Annotated in this window: 20 protein-coding genes and 1 tRNA gene; 16 read left to right on the top strand and 5 right to left on the bottom strand. The window is 66.2% G+C overall.

What is annotated here, in order from left to right; genetic code table 11:
* Positions 1-52: 52 nt before the first annotated feature.
* A complete protein-coding gene (locus WKF39_RS14960) occupies positions 53-592 on the bottom strand; it encodes a TetR/AcrR family transcriptional regulator (protein WP_340389827.1) in 540 nt (179 codons plus the stop codon).
* 124 nt (positions 593-716) lie between these two features.
* Here WKF39_RS14960 and WKF39_RS14955 point away from each other — a divergent pair, with 124 nt between their 5' ends.
* A complete protein-coding gene (locus tag WKF39_RS14955) occupies positions 717-1,532 on the top strand; it encodes an alpha/beta fold hydrolase (RefSeq protein WP_340389825.1) in 816 nt (271 codons plus the stop codon).
* On the opposite strand, the gene gluQRS is transcribed toward WKF39_RS14955, so the two are convergent.
* Both gluQRS and WKF39_RS14945 read right to left on the bottom strand, forming a co-directional pair.
* Positions 1,523-2,401 (bottom strand): tRNA glutamyl-Q(34) synthetase GluQRS, encoded by an 879-nt coding sequence (gene gluQRS, locus WKF39_RS14950; protein WP_340389823.1) that lies wholly within the window; start codon positions 2,399-2,401, stop codon positions 1,523-1,525. The two genes, WKF39_RS14955 and gluQRS, sit on opposite strands and share 10 nt — an antisense overlap.
* Before the next feature lie 25 nt (positions 2,402-2,426).
* Positions 2,427-2,873: a GNAT family N-acetyltransferase gene (locus WKF39_RS14945; protein WP_340389821.1), complete on the bottom strand. Its 447-nt coding sequence runs from the start codon at positions 2,871-2,873 to the stop codon at positions 2,427-2,429.
* A 139-nt stretch (positions 2,874-3,012) separates the two neighbouring features.
* Between WKF39_RS14945 and WKF39_RS14940 the strand changes: the two genes are divergently transcribed.
* The 7 genes from WKF39_RS14940 to WKF39_RS14910 all read left to right on the top strand — a co-directional run bounded on the left by WKF39_RS14940 (position 3,013) and on the right by WKF39_RS14910 (position 7,224).
* Entirely contained in the window at positions 3,013-3,342 is a 330-nt protein-coding gene (locus WKF39_RS14940) for a metalloregulator ArsR/SmtB family transcription factor (RefSeq protein ID WP_340389819.1), read from the top strand.
* Positions 3,335-3,775, top strand: coding sequence for an SRPBCC domain-containing protein (locus tag WKF39_RS14935; protein WP_340389816.1), 441 nt, complete (start codon positions 3,335-3,337; stop codon positions 3,773-3,775). Before WKF39_RS14940 ends, WKF39_RS14935 begins: the two co-directional genes overlap by 8 nt.
* A complete protein-coding gene (locus tag WKF39_RS14930; RefSeq protein WP_340389815.1) occupies positions 3,772-4,395 on the top strand; it encodes a maleylpyruvate isomerase family mycothiol-dependent enzyme in 624 nt (207 codons plus the stop codon). The genes WKF39_RS14935 and WKF39_RS14930 overlap by 4 nt, the downstream gene beginning before the upstream one ends.
* 75 nt (positions 4,396-4,470) lie before the next feature.
* Positions 4,471-5,229 (top strand): SRPBCC domain-containing protein, encoded by a 759-nt coding sequence (locus WKF39_RS14925; RefSeq protein ID WP_340389812.1) that lies wholly within the window; start codon positions 4,471-4,473, stop codon positions 5,227-5,229.
* A gap of 24 nt (positions 5,230-5,253) precedes the next feature.
* The gene (locus WKF39_RS14920; protein ID WP_340389810.1) at positions 5,254-5,634 is read left to right on the top strand and encodes a VOC family protein; all 381 of its coding nucleotides are present in this window, start codon (positions 5,254-5,256) and stop codon (positions 5,632-5,634) included.
* Between the two features lie 110 nt (positions 5,635-5,744).
* Positions 5,745-6,566 carry an alpha/beta hydrolase gene (locus WKF39_RS14915; protein WP_340389808.1) on the top strand — a complete coding sequence of 274 codons (822 nt, stop codon included), beginning with the start codon at positions 5,745-5,747 and terminating at the stop codon, positions 6,564-6,566.
* Between the two features lie 127 nt (positions 6,567-6,693).
* Positions 6,694-7,224, top strand: coding sequence for a hypothetical protein (locus WKF39_RS14910; protein WP_340389806.1), 531 nt, complete (start codon positions 6,694-6,696; stop codon positions 7,222-7,224).
* Positions 7,225-7,400: 176 nt separating this feature from the next.
* Here the strand turns inward: WKF39_RS14910 and WKF39_RS14905 are convergent.
* Positions 7,401-7,473, bottom strand: a tRNA-Glu gene (locus tag WKF39_RS14905).
* 67 nt (positions 7,474-7,540) lie between these two features.
* Here WKF39_RS14905 and WKF39_RS14900 point away from each other — a divergent pair.
* From WKF39_RS14900 to WKF39_RS14880, 5 genes are read left to right on the top strand one after another with little or no spacing between them, the layout of a single operon-like run.
* Entirely contained in the window at positions 7,541-7,891 is a 351-nt protein-coding gene (locus tag WKF39_RS14900) for a metallopeptidase family protein (protein WP_340389804.1), read from the top strand.
* On the top strand, positions 7,884-8,561 hold the full coding sequence (locus WKF39_RS14895; RefSeq protein WP_340389802.1) for a pirin family protein: 678 nt from the start codon (positions 7,884-7,886) through the stop codon (positions 8,559-8,561). Before WKF39_RS14900 ends, WKF39_RS14895 begins: the two co-directional genes overlap by 8 nt.
* A gap of 5 nt (positions 8,562-8,566) precedes the next feature.
* Positions 8,567-8,992: a type II 3-dehydroquinate dehydratase gene (aroQ, locus tag WKF39_RS14890; RefSeq protein WP_340389800.1), complete on the top strand. Its 426-nt coding sequence runs from the start codon at positions 8,567-8,569 to the stop codon at positions 8,990-8,992.
* 48 nt (positions 8,993-9,040) lie between these two features.
* Entirely contained in the window at positions 9,041-10,399 is a 1,359-nt protein-coding gene (locus WKF39_RS14885) for an FAD-binding oxidoreductase (protein WP_340389798.1), read from the top strand.
* Positions 10,396-11,685, top strand: a complete 1,290-nt coding sequence (locus WKF39_RS14880) for a cyclopropane-fatty-acyl-phospholipid synthase family protein (RefSeq protein ID WP_340389796.1) — start codon at positions 10,396-10,398, stop codon at positions 11,683-11,685. Before WKF39_RS14885 ends, WKF39_RS14880 begins: the two co-directional genes overlap by 4 nt.
* A 45-nt stretch (positions 11,686-11,730) precedes the next feature.
* Here WKF39_RS14880 and WKF39_RS14875 read toward each other — a convergent pair whose 3' ends face one another.
* Positions 11,731-12,516 carry an exodeoxyribonuclease III gene (locus WKF39_RS14875; protein WP_340389794.1) on the bottom strand — a complete coding sequence of 262 codons (786 nt, stop codon included), beginning with the start codon at positions 12,514-12,516 and terminating at the stop codon, positions 11,731-11,733.
* Between the two features lie 122 nt (positions 12,517-12,638).
* Between WKF39_RS14875 and WKF39_RS14870 the strand changes: the two genes are divergently transcribed.
* The 3 genes from WKF39_RS14870 to WKF39_RS14860 all read left to right on the top strand — a co-directional run bounded on the left by WKF39_RS14870 (position 12,639) and on the right by WKF39_RS14860 (position 16,122).
* Positions 12,639-13,778: a peptidoglycan-binding domain-containing protein gene (locus tag WKF39_RS14870; protein WP_340389792.1), complete on the top strand. Its 1,140-nt coding sequence runs from the start codon at positions 12,639-12,641 to the stop codon at positions 13,776-13,778.
* Positions 13,779-13,814: 36 nt separating this feature from the next.
* Positions 13,815-14,438 carry a hypothetical protein gene (locus WKF39_RS14865; RefSeq protein WP_340389790.1) on the top strand — a complete coding sequence of 208 codons (624 nt, stop codon included), beginning with the start codon at positions 13,815-13,817 and terminating at the stop codon, positions 14,436-14,438.
* 124 nt (positions 14,439-14,562) lie between these two features.
* Complete coding sequence (locus WKF39_RS14860; protein ID WP_340389788.1) at positions 14,563-16,122, top strand: amino acid permease; 1,560 nt, start codon at positions 14,563-14,565, stop codon at positions 16,120-16,122.
* The last annotated feature ends 15 nt before the right edge of the window (positions 16,123-16,137 follow it).

Genomic DNA, 16,137 nt, shown 5'->3' with positions numbered 1-16,137 from the left:
CCGAGCACGCGTCGCGGGTGCGAATTGGCCAGTCGGGCGAGTGCAGTGAACATCAGAACTCCTTCGCGACGGCGAGTGGATCGCCGTACAGCTCGGTCAGGTCGAGGGCTGCGAGGATCGTCAGCAGCATCCCGTGGGCCATGAAGTCGCGGACCTCGTCCGCGCTCGCGCTACTCAAGGTGGCGATGTCTTCCCAGATCTCGCGGTATGTCCGCTGGGCGACGTCCTTGATCGCCGGGTCGGAGGCGGCAGCCCAGGTGTGGAGCTGACAGCGCAACGAGTTGACGTCGTCATTCATGAAGCCGATGTAGGCCAATGCCATGGCCTCGAGCGGAGAGCTGTCTGGGTCACGCCGCTCAGCGGCTTCACGAAACGTGCGGCGAAGCTTGGTGGTGTGGTGCTCGATCGCCGCCGCGATCAGGTCGGCCTTGGTGCCGAACAGCCGGAACAGATATGGCTGAGAGACCCCGGCGCGCTCGGCGATGACCTCTGTGGAGGTCGCATGCATGCCCGATCGGCCGTACTCCTCCATCGCCGCCTCGAGAATCAGGACCTTGCGATCCTCGGCCTTCATCCGTTTTCCAGTCACCATGGGGATTAAGTTAGTGATGACTCACAACCTTGTCAAGGGTTGACCCGTGAGGGGAGCGTCCGGCAGAACGCTGGGCGCTCGGCGGCCAGCCCTGACATGCTGGACGGCAACCAGGAGGTTCTGCATGCCGCTCGTCGAGGCCAACGGCGCCAAGATCAATATCGAGGACACCGAAGCTCCGGCTGGAAGGCCAGACGCAGCCGCCGTGGTCTTCGGTCACGGGCTGCTGTTCAGCGGGCGCATGTTCGACGCGCAGGTCGACCGACTGGCCCGCAACTATCGCTGTGTCACGATCGACTGGCGAGGCCAGGGGAGATCACCGGCTGCCGACGGCGGCTATGACATGGACACCTTGGCCGACGACGCCGCCGCGGTCATCCAGCAGCTCGGACTCGGCAAGGTGCATTTCGTCGGCCTCTCGATGGGTGGCTTCGTGGGGATGCGCCTGGCCGCACGGCGACCCGAGCTCATCCGATCGCTCAGCCTCCTCGACACCAGCGCCGGGCCGGAAGACGCCAGCAAGGTCAAGAAGTACCGGCTGCTCGCCAAGGTCTACGGCCTCCTGGGTCTCGGTCCGGTCACATCGCAGGTCAAGCCGATCATGTTCGGGCCGACCTACCTCGCCAGCCCCGAGGCTGGGCCTCAGGTCGAGGCATGGATGAACGAGGTCAAGGCGGTCAGACGCTCCGGGATGAAGCAGGCGATCTATGGAGTCACCGACCGTGTGCCGATCCTCGAGGAGCTGGACGCGATCACCGCGCCGACTCTGGTGGTCGTCGGCGCAGACGATGTCGCGACCCCTGTCGCCAAGTCCGAGGCGATCGCCGATTCGATCGCTGGAGCGCGTCTGGAGATCGTGCCGCACGCCGGCCACTCCAGCACGATCGAGCAGCCTGATGCTCTGTGCGACCTGCTCGAGGCGTTCATCGATCAGCACTGACGAGGCGGGTCGAACACCCATGGCTCGGCGGGCAGCCTCGCCGGGTCGAACGTCCTGAGCAGCTCGGTCGGCGTCGTGCCAGCCAGCCCGAGCGAGCCGGCGATGAGCTCGAACGCATCGATGTCCCTGGCCGCCAGCTCGGCGAGGGTGACCGCCCCGTCCCGCTTCGCAAGTCGTTGACCTGCACGGTTGAGCGCCAGCGGCACGTGAGCGTATGTCGGAGGGGCCGTCCCGAGCAGGGTCGCGAGCAGGGCCTGCCGTGGGGCCGAGCTGAGCAGGTCGTCGCCCCGCACGACCTGGTCGATGCCCTGATCGGCGTCATCCACGACGACCGCGAGGTTGTAGGCCGGCACACCGTCGCCGCGGCGCAGCACGAAGTCGTCGACAGGGCCTTCGTATGTCCCGTGGATCTCGTCCTCGATCGCGAAGACCGCGACAGCGGCGCGCAGTCGCAGGGCTGCGGGCCGCTCAGTCCGGCGGTCGTCGCGCTCCGCAGCGCTGAGTCCGCGGCACGTGCCGGGGTAGGAGCCTGGCGGATGGTGCGGCGCCGTGGGTGCCTCGAGGATCTCGCGCCGGGTGCAGAAGCACTCATAGACACGACCCGCGTCCTGCAAGCGGGCGACTGCCGCGTCGTATCGGTTGCGGCGGCGGGACTGTCGTTCGACCGGACCGTCCCAGTCGAGGCCGATGGCTCTGAGGTCGGAGAGCTGTTGCTGCTCGGCACCCGGGCGTACGCGATCCAGGTCCTCGACGCGGATCAGGAAGTCACGACCCGATCGCCTGGCCCACAGCCATGCCAGCAGCGCCGTGCGGAGATTGCCGACATGCAGGTCTCCCGACGGCGACGGGGCAAATCTCCCGGCGCTCACGCCGGCTTGAGGTCGTGCACGCCCGTCACGGTAGCTGCTTCGCGTAGTGCTGATAGACCTCGTCGACCGCATAGCCGCTGCGGTCGTAGACCGCTTGCGCCCTCAGGTTGGTGTGGGCCGTGGCGAGCTCGATCGCGATCACCCCGGCCTCGACGGCGAGCTTTGAGGCCGTCTCGAGCAGGGCGTCGGCCGCGCCGGTGCCCCGGGCCTGCTCAGCAACGAACAGGTCATTGAGGATCCAGATCGGGGCGAGTCTGGTGGAGGAGAAGGCAGGATAGATCTGCGCGAATCCGACCGGCGCATCTGCGTCATCGCGGGCGATCAGGACGATCGACTGATCGCGCGCAAGGCGGCTGACGAGGAACGTCGCCGAGGACTCGAGGTCGTACGGCTCGCCATAGAACTCGCGGTAGGCCGCGAACAGCGGAGCGGCCTGGGTGATGTCGGCGAGCTGCGCGCGGATGACCTTCATCGGAACAGCCTCCCATGATCGGCCGATCCCGGGGATGGAAGCGGCGACTCGGGTGGTCCGACGCGGTCTGTCTCCGCTTGCCGAAACGATGGCCGTCGCCTAGTCTGCAACTAAGTAGTTGTACAACTAAGGAGTGTGCATGCAGTCCACAGTCGAGCTGACCAAGACATTCGCGGCACTGGCCGATCCGACGCGGATCTCGCTGGTGGCTGCCCTTGCCCGCGGCGAGGCGACGGTGGGTGAGCTGGCGAGGCCCTTCGATCTCAGTCAGCAGGCGGTTTCGAAGCACCTCAAGGTGCTGGAAGACGCTGGCCTCATCTCCCGTCGCAAGGTGGCACAGTCCCGACCGTGCCGGCTCGAACGACAACGGCTCGACACGGCGATCGGCTGGATCGAGGATCAGCGCCAGATGTGGGTCGACCGGCACGATCGACTCGAGGCGCATCTGCTGGGGGGCCGCGATGACTGACGGAATCGACGAGTTCACCCACCGTCGCGTGCACAGCCGTGATCGAGGCCGCGTGTTTGCGTGCATGACGACTGCGACTGACCTCGCCCACTTCTGGGGGCCGGTCGGCACCCATACGCCGCTGGCCAACATCGTGGTCGACCTGAGACCTGGCGGACGCTTCGAGACCACGATGGTCAACGACGAGGACGGCACTGAGCACCGGATGCGCGCGGTCTACATCGACATCGATCCCCCCTCGACCTTGTCGTGGCGCGACATCGACTCTGGGGTGCTGACCACGATCACCTTCATCGACCTGGGTGACGACAGGACCGAGGTGGTCACCCATCAGAGCGGTCTTCCGCCGCGCTATCGCACCCCACAGGCCCGCGCAGGCTGGCAGACGAGCCTCGACCGGTTCGCCCGATACGTGAGCGAGCTGCCGGCATGACGATCCGATCCATCGACCCAGAAGCCGACGACCCGCAACCCCTCGCCGGCCCACAGCTGCGTGCCCTCGCGGACGCACTGGCCGCTCAGCCCGCGAGCGTCGCCGACCTTCCCTCGCTGTGCGAGGGCTGGGCCGTGCGCCATGTGCTCGCGCACATGACGATGGCCGCCCGCTACGACAGCGCAGCCTTCCAGGCCGAGCTGGCCGCAGCCGCATACGACTTCCCGGTCCTGAGCGAGACCGTCGCCCGTCGAGACGGCCAGCTTTCATTCGAGGAGCTGCTCACCGACCTGAGCGGCGAGACGATGGCCGCGTGGACTCCGCCCGGTGGCGGTTCGTCGGGCGCCCTCAGTCACGCCGTCATCCACGGTCTCGACATCACCTCGGCCGTCGGTCTGCCCCGGACTGCGAGCGATCAAGCGGTGCACCTCGTGCTCGACATCCTGACGGTCGGGGGCGTCCACCAGGAGTTCGGCACCCGCGTCGGCGGCCTCGCCCTGCGTGCGTCAGACCTCGACTGGTCATATGGCGCAGGCAGGCCGGTGGAGGCAGAGGCTGCCGATCTCATCCTCGCCCTGGCCGGCCGGCCGAGACCAGGGGTCGACCTGCCTTCGGCCTGACCCAGCTCGCAGACAGCCGCGGCGGGGATCCGCCGCAGGTTGACAGGAAACCATTTGGTTTCCTATTCTGTGGTCATGGACTTGGTGTTCAAGGCGTTGGCGGACCCGACTCGAAGGGCCCTTCTCGACGAGTTGTTCGCGCAGGACGGGCAGTCCTTGGTGGCGTTGTCCTCGAGGTTCGAGATGACCCGGGTCGGGATCGCCAAGCATCTCGGTCTGCTGGGCGACGCAGGCTTGGTCACCACCCGACCCAGGGGTCGGGAAAAGCTCCACTATCTCAACGCCGTCCCCATCCGGGTCATCCACGATCGGTGGGTGAGCAAGTACACCGAGGACTGGGCCGCAGGGCTCGTCGAACTCAAGAAGGAGCTGGAGACACCCATGGAAAAGGTCTTCGAGATCTATATCCGAACCACGCCCGAACGTCTGTGGACCGCGATCACGGACCCTGACACCCGGCGCCGTTTCCACTTCGGCAATCGGGTCGAGTCCGAATGGACACCCGGCTCGACATACGTCGTCACCAATCCCCTGGCCGACGGTCCACTGATCGAGGGCGAGAACCTCGAGGTGGATCCGCCGCGCAGGCTGGTGCAGTCCATGCACGCCATCTGGGGCGAGCACGCCGACGCCGCGGGCACGTCCAGGGTCACCTGGGAGATCGAACCGGTCGGCGACTCCTGCCGGCTCACCGTCACCCATGACCAGCTGGCCGAAGACGCCCCTGAAGAGGTGTATGGCGGCTGGTCGATGATCCTGTCCGGATTGAAGACCTGGCTCGAAACCGGGGAGGAGCTCACCACCCCCGGCTCGCTCATGTACGGAGCGCCCTGAACCCGACCGACAACAGGAGGCATGATGCAATCGACCACCATCACTGGCGTCCACACCATTGGCGTGCACGTCAGCGACCAGAACAAGGCCGTCGAGTTCTACGTCGACACGCTCGGGTTCGAGAAGCGGCTCGACGCCACGATCAGCCCGACCATGCGCTGGATCGAGGTCGCACCACCGGGCGCCGCCACGACCATCGCGCTCATCGGCGGTGACGACACCCCGGCCGCCGGCGGCGAGACCGGAGTGCGTTTCACCGTGCCCGACGCCGGGGCTGAGCACGATGCGATGCGTGACCGCGGCGTCAATGTCGGGGACCTCCTGCGCTGGGAGGGCGTCCCTCCCATGTACACCTTCGAAGACCCGTTCGGCAACGGTTTCGAGGTCATCGAGGAGTCACGGTGAGCACGCTGCACAGACACGCGGGCGACACCGTCACCCTGCGACTGACCGAGCGGCGGGAGCCATGATCGAGGAGGATGCAGGTGTCACGCCTGCCATCGAGAGGACGCACCATGCCCACCACGACGACCAACAACATCGAGATCAACTACACCGACTCCGGTGGTGACGGACGCGCCGTTGTGCTCATCCACGGGTGGCCACTGAGCGGGGCTTCGTGGTCGGATCAGGTTCCGGCGCTGACGGCAGCGGGCTACCGGGTCGTCACCTACGACCGTCGCGGTTTCGGTGAGTCCGACAAGCCGACGAGCGGATACGACTATGACACCTTCACCGCTGATCTCGCCGGCCTCCTTGAGGCCCTGGACATCTCCGACGCCACGCTCGTCGGATTCTCGATGGGTGGCGGCGAGGTCGTTCGCTACATCGGCAGCAATGGATCCGGTCGCATCCGCTCGGCGGTCCTGGCCGGCGCCGTGCCGCCCTTCCTGCTCAAGAGCGACGACAACCCGGACGGCGGTTTGGGCGACGATGACGTCGAGGGCATGAAGTCCGGCGCTCGTGATGACCGCGAGGGCTTCCTCGACGGGTTCATGACCAACTTCTTCTCGGCCAATGGCGAGCTCCAGGTCACCGAGGAGCAGCGGCAGGAGGCGCTCACGCTGGCGCGGCCGGCCCTCGACGAGGCCGTCGTCGGGTGCATCGAGGCGTTCTCGCGCACGGACTTCCGTGCAGACCTCGACGCGGTGGACGTGCCGGTGCTCGTGATCCACGGCGATTCCGATGCCATCGTCCCGTTCGAAGTGTCCGGCAAGCGCAGCTCTGAGCAGCTGAGCGACGCAACGTTGCACGTGGTCGAGGGCGGACCTCATGGCTTCAACGTGAGCCACGCCGACGAGCTCAACGCCGCGCTGATCGACTTCCTCGCGAAGTAGCGCGAGCCGAAGCGGCGGCCAGATGAGTCTCGCGGTCTGACCCGGACCGGAGATCGAAGCCCTCTGTCCACCCTTGTCGACAACCTTGAGAGGCTGGCCTCTCAGAAGTCTCGAGGAAGACGGACCCATGAGGAGACCAGCAGCCGCGGGTCGTTTGACCGCGCTACCAGGCACGCCACGGTGGGCGGTGGTCGCCGCGTGGGCGACCTTGGTGTGCGTGCTCCCGTCGAGCGTGTGGAGGACCGCCGTTGGACTGGGCGTGCCCCTGGGCTGGAGTGACGCGCACCTGCGACTCGAACGCATACCGGGCTTCGGCACGTTTTACGTCATCGGACTCAGCGTTGGATCAATAGCCGCTGCCGCGCTCACTTTGGGATTGATCTACCGCTGGGGCGAGGAGATTCCGTCTGTCGTCCCAGTCGTGGGCGGGAGACGGGTACCCATCTGGCTCGCAGCAGGGCTGGCCGTCCTGGGCGCGGTCGCGGTGGCCGGGCTGGTCGCGCTCAGCATCACCAACTGGTCACAGGTCAGCGGGTTCGCCGATTCACCGACATCGGGGTGGGCGATCCTGATGGTCGCCGCGTACGGCCCCGCCATCTTGTGGGCGCCTCTGCTGCTCGCCGTGACCTACGCCTACGTGCTGCGCCGCACCGGGTAGCGGCGACTCCGGTCGGATGGCGGTGCCATGCGACCTTGAAGTACCCCCAACGGGACTCCGTCGCCGCTCGTGCCTCGCGGCTCCTCCTCGAATCACTGTGCTGAGACGATTTCTCGCTCAAGGTGACACCAAGCTGCGACCTTCGGTCGGATGGTGGCGCCACCTCGACCGAGAAGTACCCCCAACGGGATTCGAACCCGTGCTACCGCCGTGAAAGGGCGGCGTCCTAGGCCGCTAGACGATGGGGGCCGGAAAGCCCGTTCAGCATAGTGGGTGAGGCGAGTCGCGCCCAAACCGCGTGGGGCAGGATGGGGTCATGATCGACGTGAGCGCGGATCGCTTCGCGGAGTTGGTGGAGGCCGCGTTCGCCGCGGTCCCCGAGGAGCTCGCCGGGCTGCTCGACAACGTCGTGCTGTTCATCGAGGACGACGCCCCGGCCGACGACCCCACGTTGCTCGGCTTCTATGACGGAATCCCCCTGACCGAGCGGGACACGTCATACGGCGGAGTGCTGCCCGATCGGATCTTCGTCTACCGCAATCCGACGCTCTCGATCTGTGACTCCGAGCAGGACGTCGTCGAGGAGGTCGGCATCACGGTGGTGCATGAGATCGCGCATCACTTCGGCATCGAGGACGACCGTCTGCACGAGCTGGGCTATGCCTGACATCCGGCGCTCCGCTGACCGCTTCCGGACCGAGGGACAGGGCGTGTCGACCCGGCACAGCTTTTCGTACGGAGCGCACTACGACCCGGACAATGTCGGCTTCGGGCCGCTCATCGCGATCAACACCGAGTGCATCGAGGGCGACCGGGGCTACGACCTGCACCACCATGCCGACGTCGAGATCGTCACGTGGGTCCTCGAAGGGGCGCTTCGGCACGAGGACGGGACCGGTCACCGCGGTGTCATCCGTCCCGGCACGGCGCAGCGACTCAGCGCCGGCACCGGCGTGCAGCACTCCGAGCAGAACGCCTCGGCCGATGAGCCGTTGGTCTTCGTGCAGATGATGCTCGCCTCCGACCACGACGGCGAGCCCGACTATGCCCAGGTCGAGGTCGACCCTCAGCCGGGAGAGCTCACCCCGACGGTCGGCGTCCATGCCGCGGCCGAGCTGTTCGCAGTGCGCCTCGAAGCCGGCCAGGGCGTCACGGTTCCTGCGTCCCGGCGGAGCCTCGTGCACGTGACGAGCGGCTCGATCGGCCTGGCCGACGCGACCGGATCGGGCGACACCACGCTCGAGGCCGGAGACGAAGCCCGGTTCACCGACTCGGGTGAGTACGATCTGAGGGCGTCCAGCGCCGCGACCGCGCTGATCTGGCAACTGCAGAGGTGACACCGATGACGGTCCTCGTCCTCAACGGCCCCAACCTGGGGCGCCTCGGCGTGCGCGAGCCCGACGTCTACGGCACGTCGACCTATGCCGACCTCGTCGCGCGATGCGAGCAGGTCGCCCGGGAGGTCGGGCTGCAGCTCGAGGTTCGGCAGACCGACACCGAGTCCGAGATGATCGGCTGGCTGCACGACGCCGCCGACGCCGGCTCGCCGGTGATCCTCAACGCCGGTGCCTGGACCCACACCTCGGTCGCCGTGCGTGATGCGGCGAGCCAGCTCAGCGCTCCGCTGGTCGAGGTGCACCTCAGCAACGTGCATGCGCGGGAGGCCTTCCGCCACACGTCCTACCTCAGCGACATCGCCGCGGCTGTCGTGGTGGGCATGGGCCTGGAGGGCTATGCCGCTGCGATCCGATACCTGGCCGTCTCATAGAGCGACCTGCGGAACAGGATGTCCGCCCCCGGGTCTAGCCTGAAGTACGTGAAAGGTTGGCAGGCCCACGCCCAAGCCGTCGAGAGATTGCTCGCGTCCTACGGGCGCCTGGCGCCGGGCGACCGCATACGACTGGCGAAGAAGACGTCCAACCTGTTTCGTCCGCGCCAGAGCAATGACTCTGCGGGACTCGACGTCAGCGGTCTGGACGGCGTCATCGCGATCGACGTCGACACCTGGACCGCCGATGTGCAGGGCATGTGCACCTACGAGCAGCTCGTGGCCGAGACCCTCCCCTTGGGCTTGATGCCCATGGTCGTTCCACAACTACGGACCATCACTCTTGGCGGCGCCGTCACGGGGCTCGGCATCGAGTCGACGTCGTTCCGCAACGGCCTGCCGCACGAGTCAGTGCTCGAGATGGACGTGCTGACCGGCGCGGGTCACGTCGTCACAGCGTCTTCCGATGGCGCTCACGCCGATCTGTTCGAGGCGTTCCCCAACTCCTACGGAAGTCTCGGCTATGCCACCCGGCTCAAGATCTCACTCGAGCGGGTCCCGGCCTACGTCACGCTGAGGCACGTCCAGGTCGCCGATTCCGCCGCAGCGGTCAAGGCCATCGAAGTCATTGCCGAGACCGGTGAGTGGCACGGCGAGCGGGTCGACGGACTCGATGGCACGGCATTCAGCCCCGACGAGATCTATCTGACACTGGCGTCATTCACCGACGTCGAGCAGCCGGTCAGCGACTACACCGGCATGGATGTCTACTACCGGTCGATCCAACGGCGCGAGACCGATGCGCTGACGATCCACGACTACATCTGGCGTTGGGACACCGATTGGTTCTGGTGCTCGGGGGCCTTCGGCGCGCAGATCCCGTGGGTGCGTCGCGTCTGGCCGGCCAAGTGGCGACGCAGCGACGTCTACCACCGCCTGGTCGGCCTCGACGAAAAGGTCGGGATCGTCAAGGTGCTCGACCGGCTCAAGCGTGTCCCCGGTCGGGAGCGGGTCATCCAGGACATCGAGGTGCCGCTCGACCGGCTGCCAGAGTTCCTGCAGTGGTTCGACGCGGAGGTCGGTATGCGTCCGGTGTGGCTGTGCCCGCTACGTACGACCCGACCCTGGCCGGTCTATCCGCTCGCACCCGGCCATACCTATGTCAACGTGGGCTTCTGGGGCACCGTCGAGGTCCCGGCGGGCACCCCCGCGGGCACGGTCAACCGCCGGATCGAGGCCGCCGTGCACGAGCTCGGCGGACACAAGTCCCTCTATTCGGAGGCCTTCTACGACCAGGAGACCTTCGACCAGATGTATGGCGGCGAGGTGCTCGCCGCCGTCCGCGGGCGATACGACCCCGAGGCCAGACTCAGCACTCTCTATGAGAAAGCGGTGACGAACTCATGACCACAGACGTCGGAGTACGGCTGTCAATCGCGGGCGCGCTCGGCCGGCTTATGAAGGATGGCCTGCCCTTCCGCTTCGAGGCCTTCGACGGCAGCGTGGCCGGGCCTGAGGACGCCCCCATCAAGATGCGCCTCCTCAACGAACGGGGCCTGTCCTACCTGATGACCTCGCCGGGCGACCTCGGTTTCGCGCGGGCGTACGTCTCGGGCGATCTCGAGCTCGAGGGAGTCCACCCGGGCAACCCCTACGACGCCATGGTCCTGATCATGAGCCAGCTCAAGTTCAAGGTCCCCTCGGCCGCGGAAATGCTGCAGATCGTCCGCAGCCTGGGGTTCGGCAACCTCAAGCCGCCTCCGCCTCCGCCCGAGGAGCACCTCCCCAAGTGGCGCCGTGCCATGGAGGGTCTGCGCCACAACAAGAAGCGTGACGCCGACGCGATCCACCACCACTACGACGTCTCCAATCGGTTCTACGAGCTCGTGCTCGGCCCGTCGATGACCTATACCTGCGCGGTCTACCCGAGCCTCGAGTCGAGTCTCGAGGAGGCGCAATTCGAGAAGTACGACCTCATTGCGCGCAAGCTCGCTCTGGCGCCGGGTCAGCGACTGCTCGACATCGGGTGCGGGTGGGGCGGCATGGTCCGTCACGCCGCCAAGCACCATGGCGTCAAGGCCCTCGGGGTGACGCTGTCCCGCGAGCAGGCGACCTGGGCCCAGCAGGAGATCAAGCGGCAGGGGCTCGATCATCTGGCCGAGGTGCGCTTCCTCGACTATCGCGACGTGACCGAGACCGACTTCGATGCGATCAGCTCGATCGGCCTGACTGAGCACATCGGCGTACGCAACTACAGCGCCTACTTCGGGTTCCTCCGCGATCACCTCAAGGTCGGCGGCCGGATGCTCAACCACTGCATCACCCGGCCACACAACAAGACCATGTCAACCGGGGCGTTCATCGACCGTTATGTCTTTCCGGACGGCGAGCTCACCGGCGTCGGCCGCATCACCACGGCGATCCAGGACGCCGGTCTCGAGGTGCGCCACGTCGAGGACCTGCGCGAGCACTACGCGCTGACGCTCGAGGGTTGGTGCGACAACCTGGCCGAGCACTGGGACGAGGCGTTGGGCGAGGTCAGTCTGGGCCGGGCCAAGGTGTGGGGCATCTACATGGCCGGCTCACGACTCGCGTTCGAGCGCAACGAGATCGAGCTGCACCACGTCCTCGCGGTCAAGACCGACGCGCACGGCAACGCCGATTGGCCGCTGCGCCCGACCTGGGGCAGCTGAGCGGCGCGCTGCTCCAGGCCCAAGCGCCTGCGGGCCCGATCTCGCTCAGCTGATCTCGATCGCGACGGGGGCGTGGTCGCTCGCGCCCTTGCCCTTGCGCTCCTCACGGTCGATCCAGGCGGAGTCGACCCGCGCGGCAAGCGCCTCGGAGGCGAGGATGAAGTCGATGCGCAGACCGCGCTTCTTGGGAAACGCAAGCTGCTGGTAGTCCCAGTAGGTGAACTCTCCGGGGGTGTGCGGGCGTACGACATCGGCATAGCCGGCGTCGATCATGGCGTGGAAGGCGGCTCGTTCAGGCGCCGAGACGTGGGTGTGACCCTCGAAGACCGACATGTCCCACACGTCATCGTCCTGGGGCGCGACGTTCCAGTCACCGGTCAGGGCGATCTGCGCTTCGGGGTTTTCGGCCAGCCAATCAGCCGAGGCCTGACGTAGACGCTCGAGCCAGGCCAGCTTGTAGACGTAGTGCGGGTGGTCGACCTCGCGGCCGTTGGGGACGTAGAAGCTCCAGACGCGCACACCGCCGCAGGTCGCGCCGATCGACCGGGCCTCGACGACCTCGGGGTCGCCGAACATCGGCTGGTCGTCGGCAAATGAGGTCGCGATGTCGTCGAGCCCGACGCGAGAGATCAGCGCCACGCCGTTCCACTGGTTGAGTCCGACATGGGTGTATTCGTATCCCATCGCCGCCAGCTCGAGGCCGGGGAACTGGTCCTCGCGGCACTTGGTCTCTTGGATCGCGAGCACATCGATGTCGTTGCGCTCGAGCCACCCGGTGACGCGGTCGATCCGGCTGCGGATGGAGTTGACGTTCCAGGTCGCGATGCGCACGCACTGAACCTATCGGACCCCGCTGACACGCAACCCGGCACGCAGGGGCTGGGCCGTTCGCGTGACAGAAGGGGCCTGTGGGACGCAGTATGGAGAGATTGTCTGCGGAAGGGGGCGCTGAGATGCGCCGGTTGGTGATCGTGTTGGCGGCCCTTGCGATGGGTGCTGGGCTGTTGGCCTCGCCGGCTCTCGCCGGCGATCCGCCGGTCGCGCTTGCCTCGAGCCCCACGGGACTCCGCGGACCGGTGGCGCTGCCGTCCGGCGTTGATCCAGCCTCGCCATACCTGCCGCAGATCTCGTGCAGCCCGATCGACATGCCGGGCGTCGTCAAGTTGCAGGCGCTGGTGCTCAAGACGTACGCCGAAGGCCGCTCCGGTGGCATCAGTCGCGGCTGCACCGACGGCCTGTCCGAGCACAGCGAGGGCCGCGCCTGGGACTGGATGGTCGATGTCGGCGACAGGAGCGAGAAGGCCGCCGCGGCTGACTTCTTGTCCTGGGTGACTCGCAACGATGGCCGCAATGCGCGGCGGCTCGGCATCATGTACGTCATCTACAACAAGAAGATCTGGTCGGTCTATCGCGCTGGTGAGGGCTGGCGGACGAGCTCAGGACACACCGATCACGTGCACGTCTCGTTCAGCTGGAACGGCGCCCGCGGCAACACCTCGTTCTGGACCGGCAAGGTCGGCGCGATTGACTACGGCCCGTGCGTACGGTTTACCGGGACCTACGGCGCGCGGACCAGCACGCCTCGCACCGGTAGTTGCCCGCCCTCCTCGGGCCTGCTCGTGAAGACGTCGCTCGGGGACCGGCAATATGGCCGGACCGGTGACACCGTCGCCAAGGCCCAGGTGTTGCTGGGGGTCACCAAGACCTCCAGGTTCGACGCCGCAACGTGGTCCGCGGTGAAGAAGTATCAACGCGCCCACGACATTCCCTACACCGGCGTGCTCGACCAACCCACCTGGGCCTCGCTCAGCCGGTCGAGCGTCACGAGCAGGGTCGTGTCCGGCTATACCCGGTCCGAAGCCGTCGCCTATGGGCTCGAGCACTACTCCGGCAGCACGATCAAACGTACGAATGTCGGCAAGGCGACGATGTTCCTCCAGATCGCCCTCGGCCTGCCGGCCGCGGACCGCAACGGGTTCTTTGACACCGTGACCCTCGCCGCTGTCAAGAAGATGCAGGAGTCCGCAGGCCTCACCCAGGACGGCGTGGTCCGCGGCGAGGAGTGGCGGGCCATGGCGGTCGCACTCCGGTGACCCACGGCGGGACGGCCTCGATGCCATGATGGGGCCATGACCCGGGACGAATCAGCCGCAACCAACGAGCCACACGAGGACGACGAGCTCGATCGCAGGATCAAGGATCAACCCGACATAGCGCCGAGCCGCTGGATCAAGCGGATCGTGCTGTTCCTCGTCCTGGCCGTCGCGGCATATGTCGTCTTCCGCATCTCGGCAGCGTTCTTCCCGCGCTGGTGGGCGCAGCGGATCGGTGACCAGGTTGGCGGCGGCGTCACGAAGGGAACTCTCTGGGGCCTGTTCTACGGATTCGTGTTCACCGCCATCCCGCTGCTGCTGCTCCTCCAGGTCCGGCGCGGATTCTTCAGCTGGACCTGGCGCATCATCGTCGCGGTGATCGCGCTGCTCCTGGCCGCACCCAACTGGTTGACTCTGTCGGTCGTCGCCGGCAACAGCAAGGCCGCGCACGCCGGCGAACGGATCTTCGATGTCGAGGCGCCCGGCTTCCGGGCCGGTACGCTCGGAGGCGTCATCGTGGGAGCCATCCTGGTGCTGATCATCGCTGGCACCAGCATGCGGATGAAGCACAGCAAGAAGCAGGTCAAGCGGCTTCGCGGTGAACGGGACGACCTCAGACGCAGCCAACGGCGCGATGAGGGCGGCAACGGATCGAGTTGAGTCGGTCGGCGGCTGCCACGGTTTCCGTCGCGTGAACTCTGTGAACCCGAAGCATCAAAGGTCTAGATGCTTGGGGTGATGCCGCGCTAGCATGCACCCAACTTCACTGAAAGTTGGGTGCACCATGGCGGATCAGCTCACCGATGACGAGAAGCACCTCGCATCACTCGGTTACAAGCAGGAGCTGAACCGCTCCTGGTCCAGCTTTTCGAACTTCGCGATCTCGTTCTCGATCATCTCGATCCTCGCGGGCTGCTTCACGACATTCGGCCAGGCGTGGAACAACGGCGGACCGGTCGCGATCTCCTGGGGCTGGCCGATCATCTCGATCTTCATCCTCATCATCGGGTTCACGATGTCCGAGCTCGTGTCGGCCTATCCGACCTCTGGCGGCATCTATTGGTGGGCCTCCAAGATGGGTGGACCCGCCGCCGGATTCTTCACCGGCTGGCTCAACCTGATCGGTCTGCTCGCGGTCACGGCCTCCGTGGGTTATGGCTGCGCGACGTTCCTCGATCTCACACTGGGCACACTGAGCACCGGGTGGGCAGAGGACTACAGCCTGCAGCGGGTCTTCCTCATCTTCGTGGTCCTGCTGGCAGTTGCCGCCGTGCTGAACATCTTCAGTGGCCACCTCCTCGCGGTCATCAACAACATCTCCGTGTGGTGGCACGTGGGCGGCGTCGCCCTCATCATCGCGATTCTCGCCTTCGTCCCGAAGGCGCACCAGTCGCTGGACTTCGTCTTCACCGACAAGGTCAACAACTCCGGCTATGCCAACTTCGCGTCATCCGGCAACACCTATTGGTTCCTGGTCCTGCCGCTCGGATTCTTGCTGACTCAATACACGATCACCGGCTTCGACGCATCCGCCCACCTCTCGGAGGAGACGCAGGGGGCTTCGGAGGGTTCTGCCAAGGGCATCTGGCGCTCGATCCTCTACTCCGCGATAGGTGGCTGGGTGCTCCTGCTGGCATTCCTGTTCGCGGTCCAGGACAAGGATGCGGTCACCAAGGGTGGTGGAGGTGTCAACCTGATCCTCGACCAGGCGTTGTCGCAGGGCTGGCACGTGACGGTGTTGGCGCTCTCGACTGCTGGTCAGTTCTTCTGCCTCATCGCTTGTCTGACCAGCGCGTCGCGGATGACGTTCGCGTTCAGCCGTGACGGAGCGATCCCGGGCTCAGGCATCTGGTCGAAGGTCTCGTCCTCGAAGGTGCCGGCGAATGCCGTCGTGTTCGTCGCCGTCATCGGCGCGATCATCACGCTGCCAGCCCTCATCGAGGTCGACATCAACGGAGCGCCAGTGCCGATCGCGTTCTACGCCGTGGTGTCGGTAGCGGTCATCGGGCTCTACCTTGCATTCCTCGTCCCGATCTTCCTGAGGTGGAAGATGGGTGACGAGTTCGTCCCGGGCAGCTGGAACAACGGCCAGAAGTACAAGTGGATGAACTTGGTGGCATGTGCCGAGATCGTGATCATCTCGATCTACTTCGTCCTGCCGTTCACGCCGGCCGCCATTCCGTGGAACGACGACTTCTCCTGGAAGTTCGTCAACTATGCGCCGATTCTCACCGGCGGCACGCTGCTCGCTCTGACGATCTGGTGGTTCGCGTCTGCGAAGAACTGGTTCACCGGTCCGAAGCACACGATCGACACCGCAGTGACTGAGGCGTTCAAGGACTAGGTGGAGTCGATACGG

It is taken from the genome of Aeromicrobium sp. (genome assembly GCF_037719875.1).
Taxonomy (GTDB): domain Bacteria; phylum Actinomycetota; class Actinomycetes; order Propionibacteriales; family Nocardioidaceae; genus Aeromicrobium.
This window is presented reverse-complemented; position numbering and strand designations above follow the sequence as displayed.

Excerpts from the sequence above, each read along its gene's own strand:
- WKF39_RS14960 (WP_340389827.1), bottom strand. The coding sequence starts at position 592 with ATGGTGACTGGAAAACGGATGAAGGCCGAGGATCGCAAGGTCCTGATT.
- WKF39_RS14955 (WP_340389825.1), top strand. The coding sequence starts at position 717 with ATGCCGCTCGTCGAGGCCAACGGCGCCAAGATCAATATCGAGGACACC.
- WKF39_RS14945 (WP_340389821.1), bottom strand. The coding sequence starts at position 2,873 with ATGAAGGTCATCCGCGCGCAGCTCGCCGACATCACCCAGGCCGCTCCG.
- WKF39_RS14940 (WP_340389819.1), top strand. The coding sequence starts at position 3,013 with ATGCAGTCCACAGTCGAGCTGACCAAGACATTCGCGGCACTGGCCGAT.
- WKF39_RS14935 (WP_340389816.1), top strand. The coding sequence starts at position 3,335 with ATGACTGACGGAATCGACGAGTTCACCCACCGTCGCGTGCACAGCCGT.
- WKF39_RS14930 (WP_340389815.1), top strand. The coding sequence starts at position 3,772 with ATGACGATCCGATCCATCGACCCAGAAGCCGACGACCCGCAACCCCTC.
- WKF39_RS14925 (WP_340389812.1), top strand. The coding sequence starts at position 4,471 with ATGGACTTGGTGTTCAAGGCGTTGGCGGACCCGACTCGAAGGGCCCTT.
- WKF39_RS14920 (WP_340389810.1), top strand. The coding sequence starts at position 5,254 with ATGCAATCGACCACCATCACTGGCGTCCACACCATTGGCGTGCACGTC.
- WKF39_RS14915 (WP_340389808.1), top strand. The coding sequence starts at position 5,745 with ATGCCCACCACGACGACCAACAACATCGAGATCAACTACACCGACTCC.
- WKF39_RS14910 (WP_340389806.1), top strand. The coding sequence starts at position 6,694 with ATGAGGAGACCAGCAGCCGCGGGTCGTTTGACCGCGCTACCAGGCACG.
- WKF39_RS14900 (WP_340389804.1), top strand. The coding sequence starts at position 7,541 with ATGATCGACGTGAGCGCGGATCGCTTCGCGGAGTTGGTGGAGGCCGCG.
- WKF39_RS14895 (WP_340389802.1), top strand. The coding sequence starts at position 7,884 with ATGCCTGACATCCGGCGCTCCGCTGACCGCTTCCGGACCGAGGGACAG.
- aroQ (WP_340389800.1), top strand. The coding sequence starts at position 8,567 with ATGACGGTCCTCGTCCTCAACGGCCCCAACCTGGGGCGCCTCGGCGTG.
- WKF39_RS14880 (WP_340389796.1), top strand. The coding sequence starts at position 10,396 with ATGACCACAGACGTCGGAGTACGGCTGTCAATCGCGGGCGCGCTCGGC.
- WKF39_RS14870 (WP_340389792.1), top strand. The coding sequence starts at position 12,639 with ATGCGCCGGTTGGTGATCGTGTTGGCGGCCCTTGCGATGGGTGCTGGG.
- WKF39_RS14865 (WP_340389790.1), top strand. The coding sequence starts at position 13,815 with ATGACCCGGGACGAATCAGCCGCAACCAACGAGCCACACGAGGACGAC.
- WKF39_RS14860 (WP_340389788.1), top strand. The coding sequence starts at position 14,563 with ATGGCGGATCAGCTCACCGATGACGAGAAGCACCTCGCATCACTCGGT.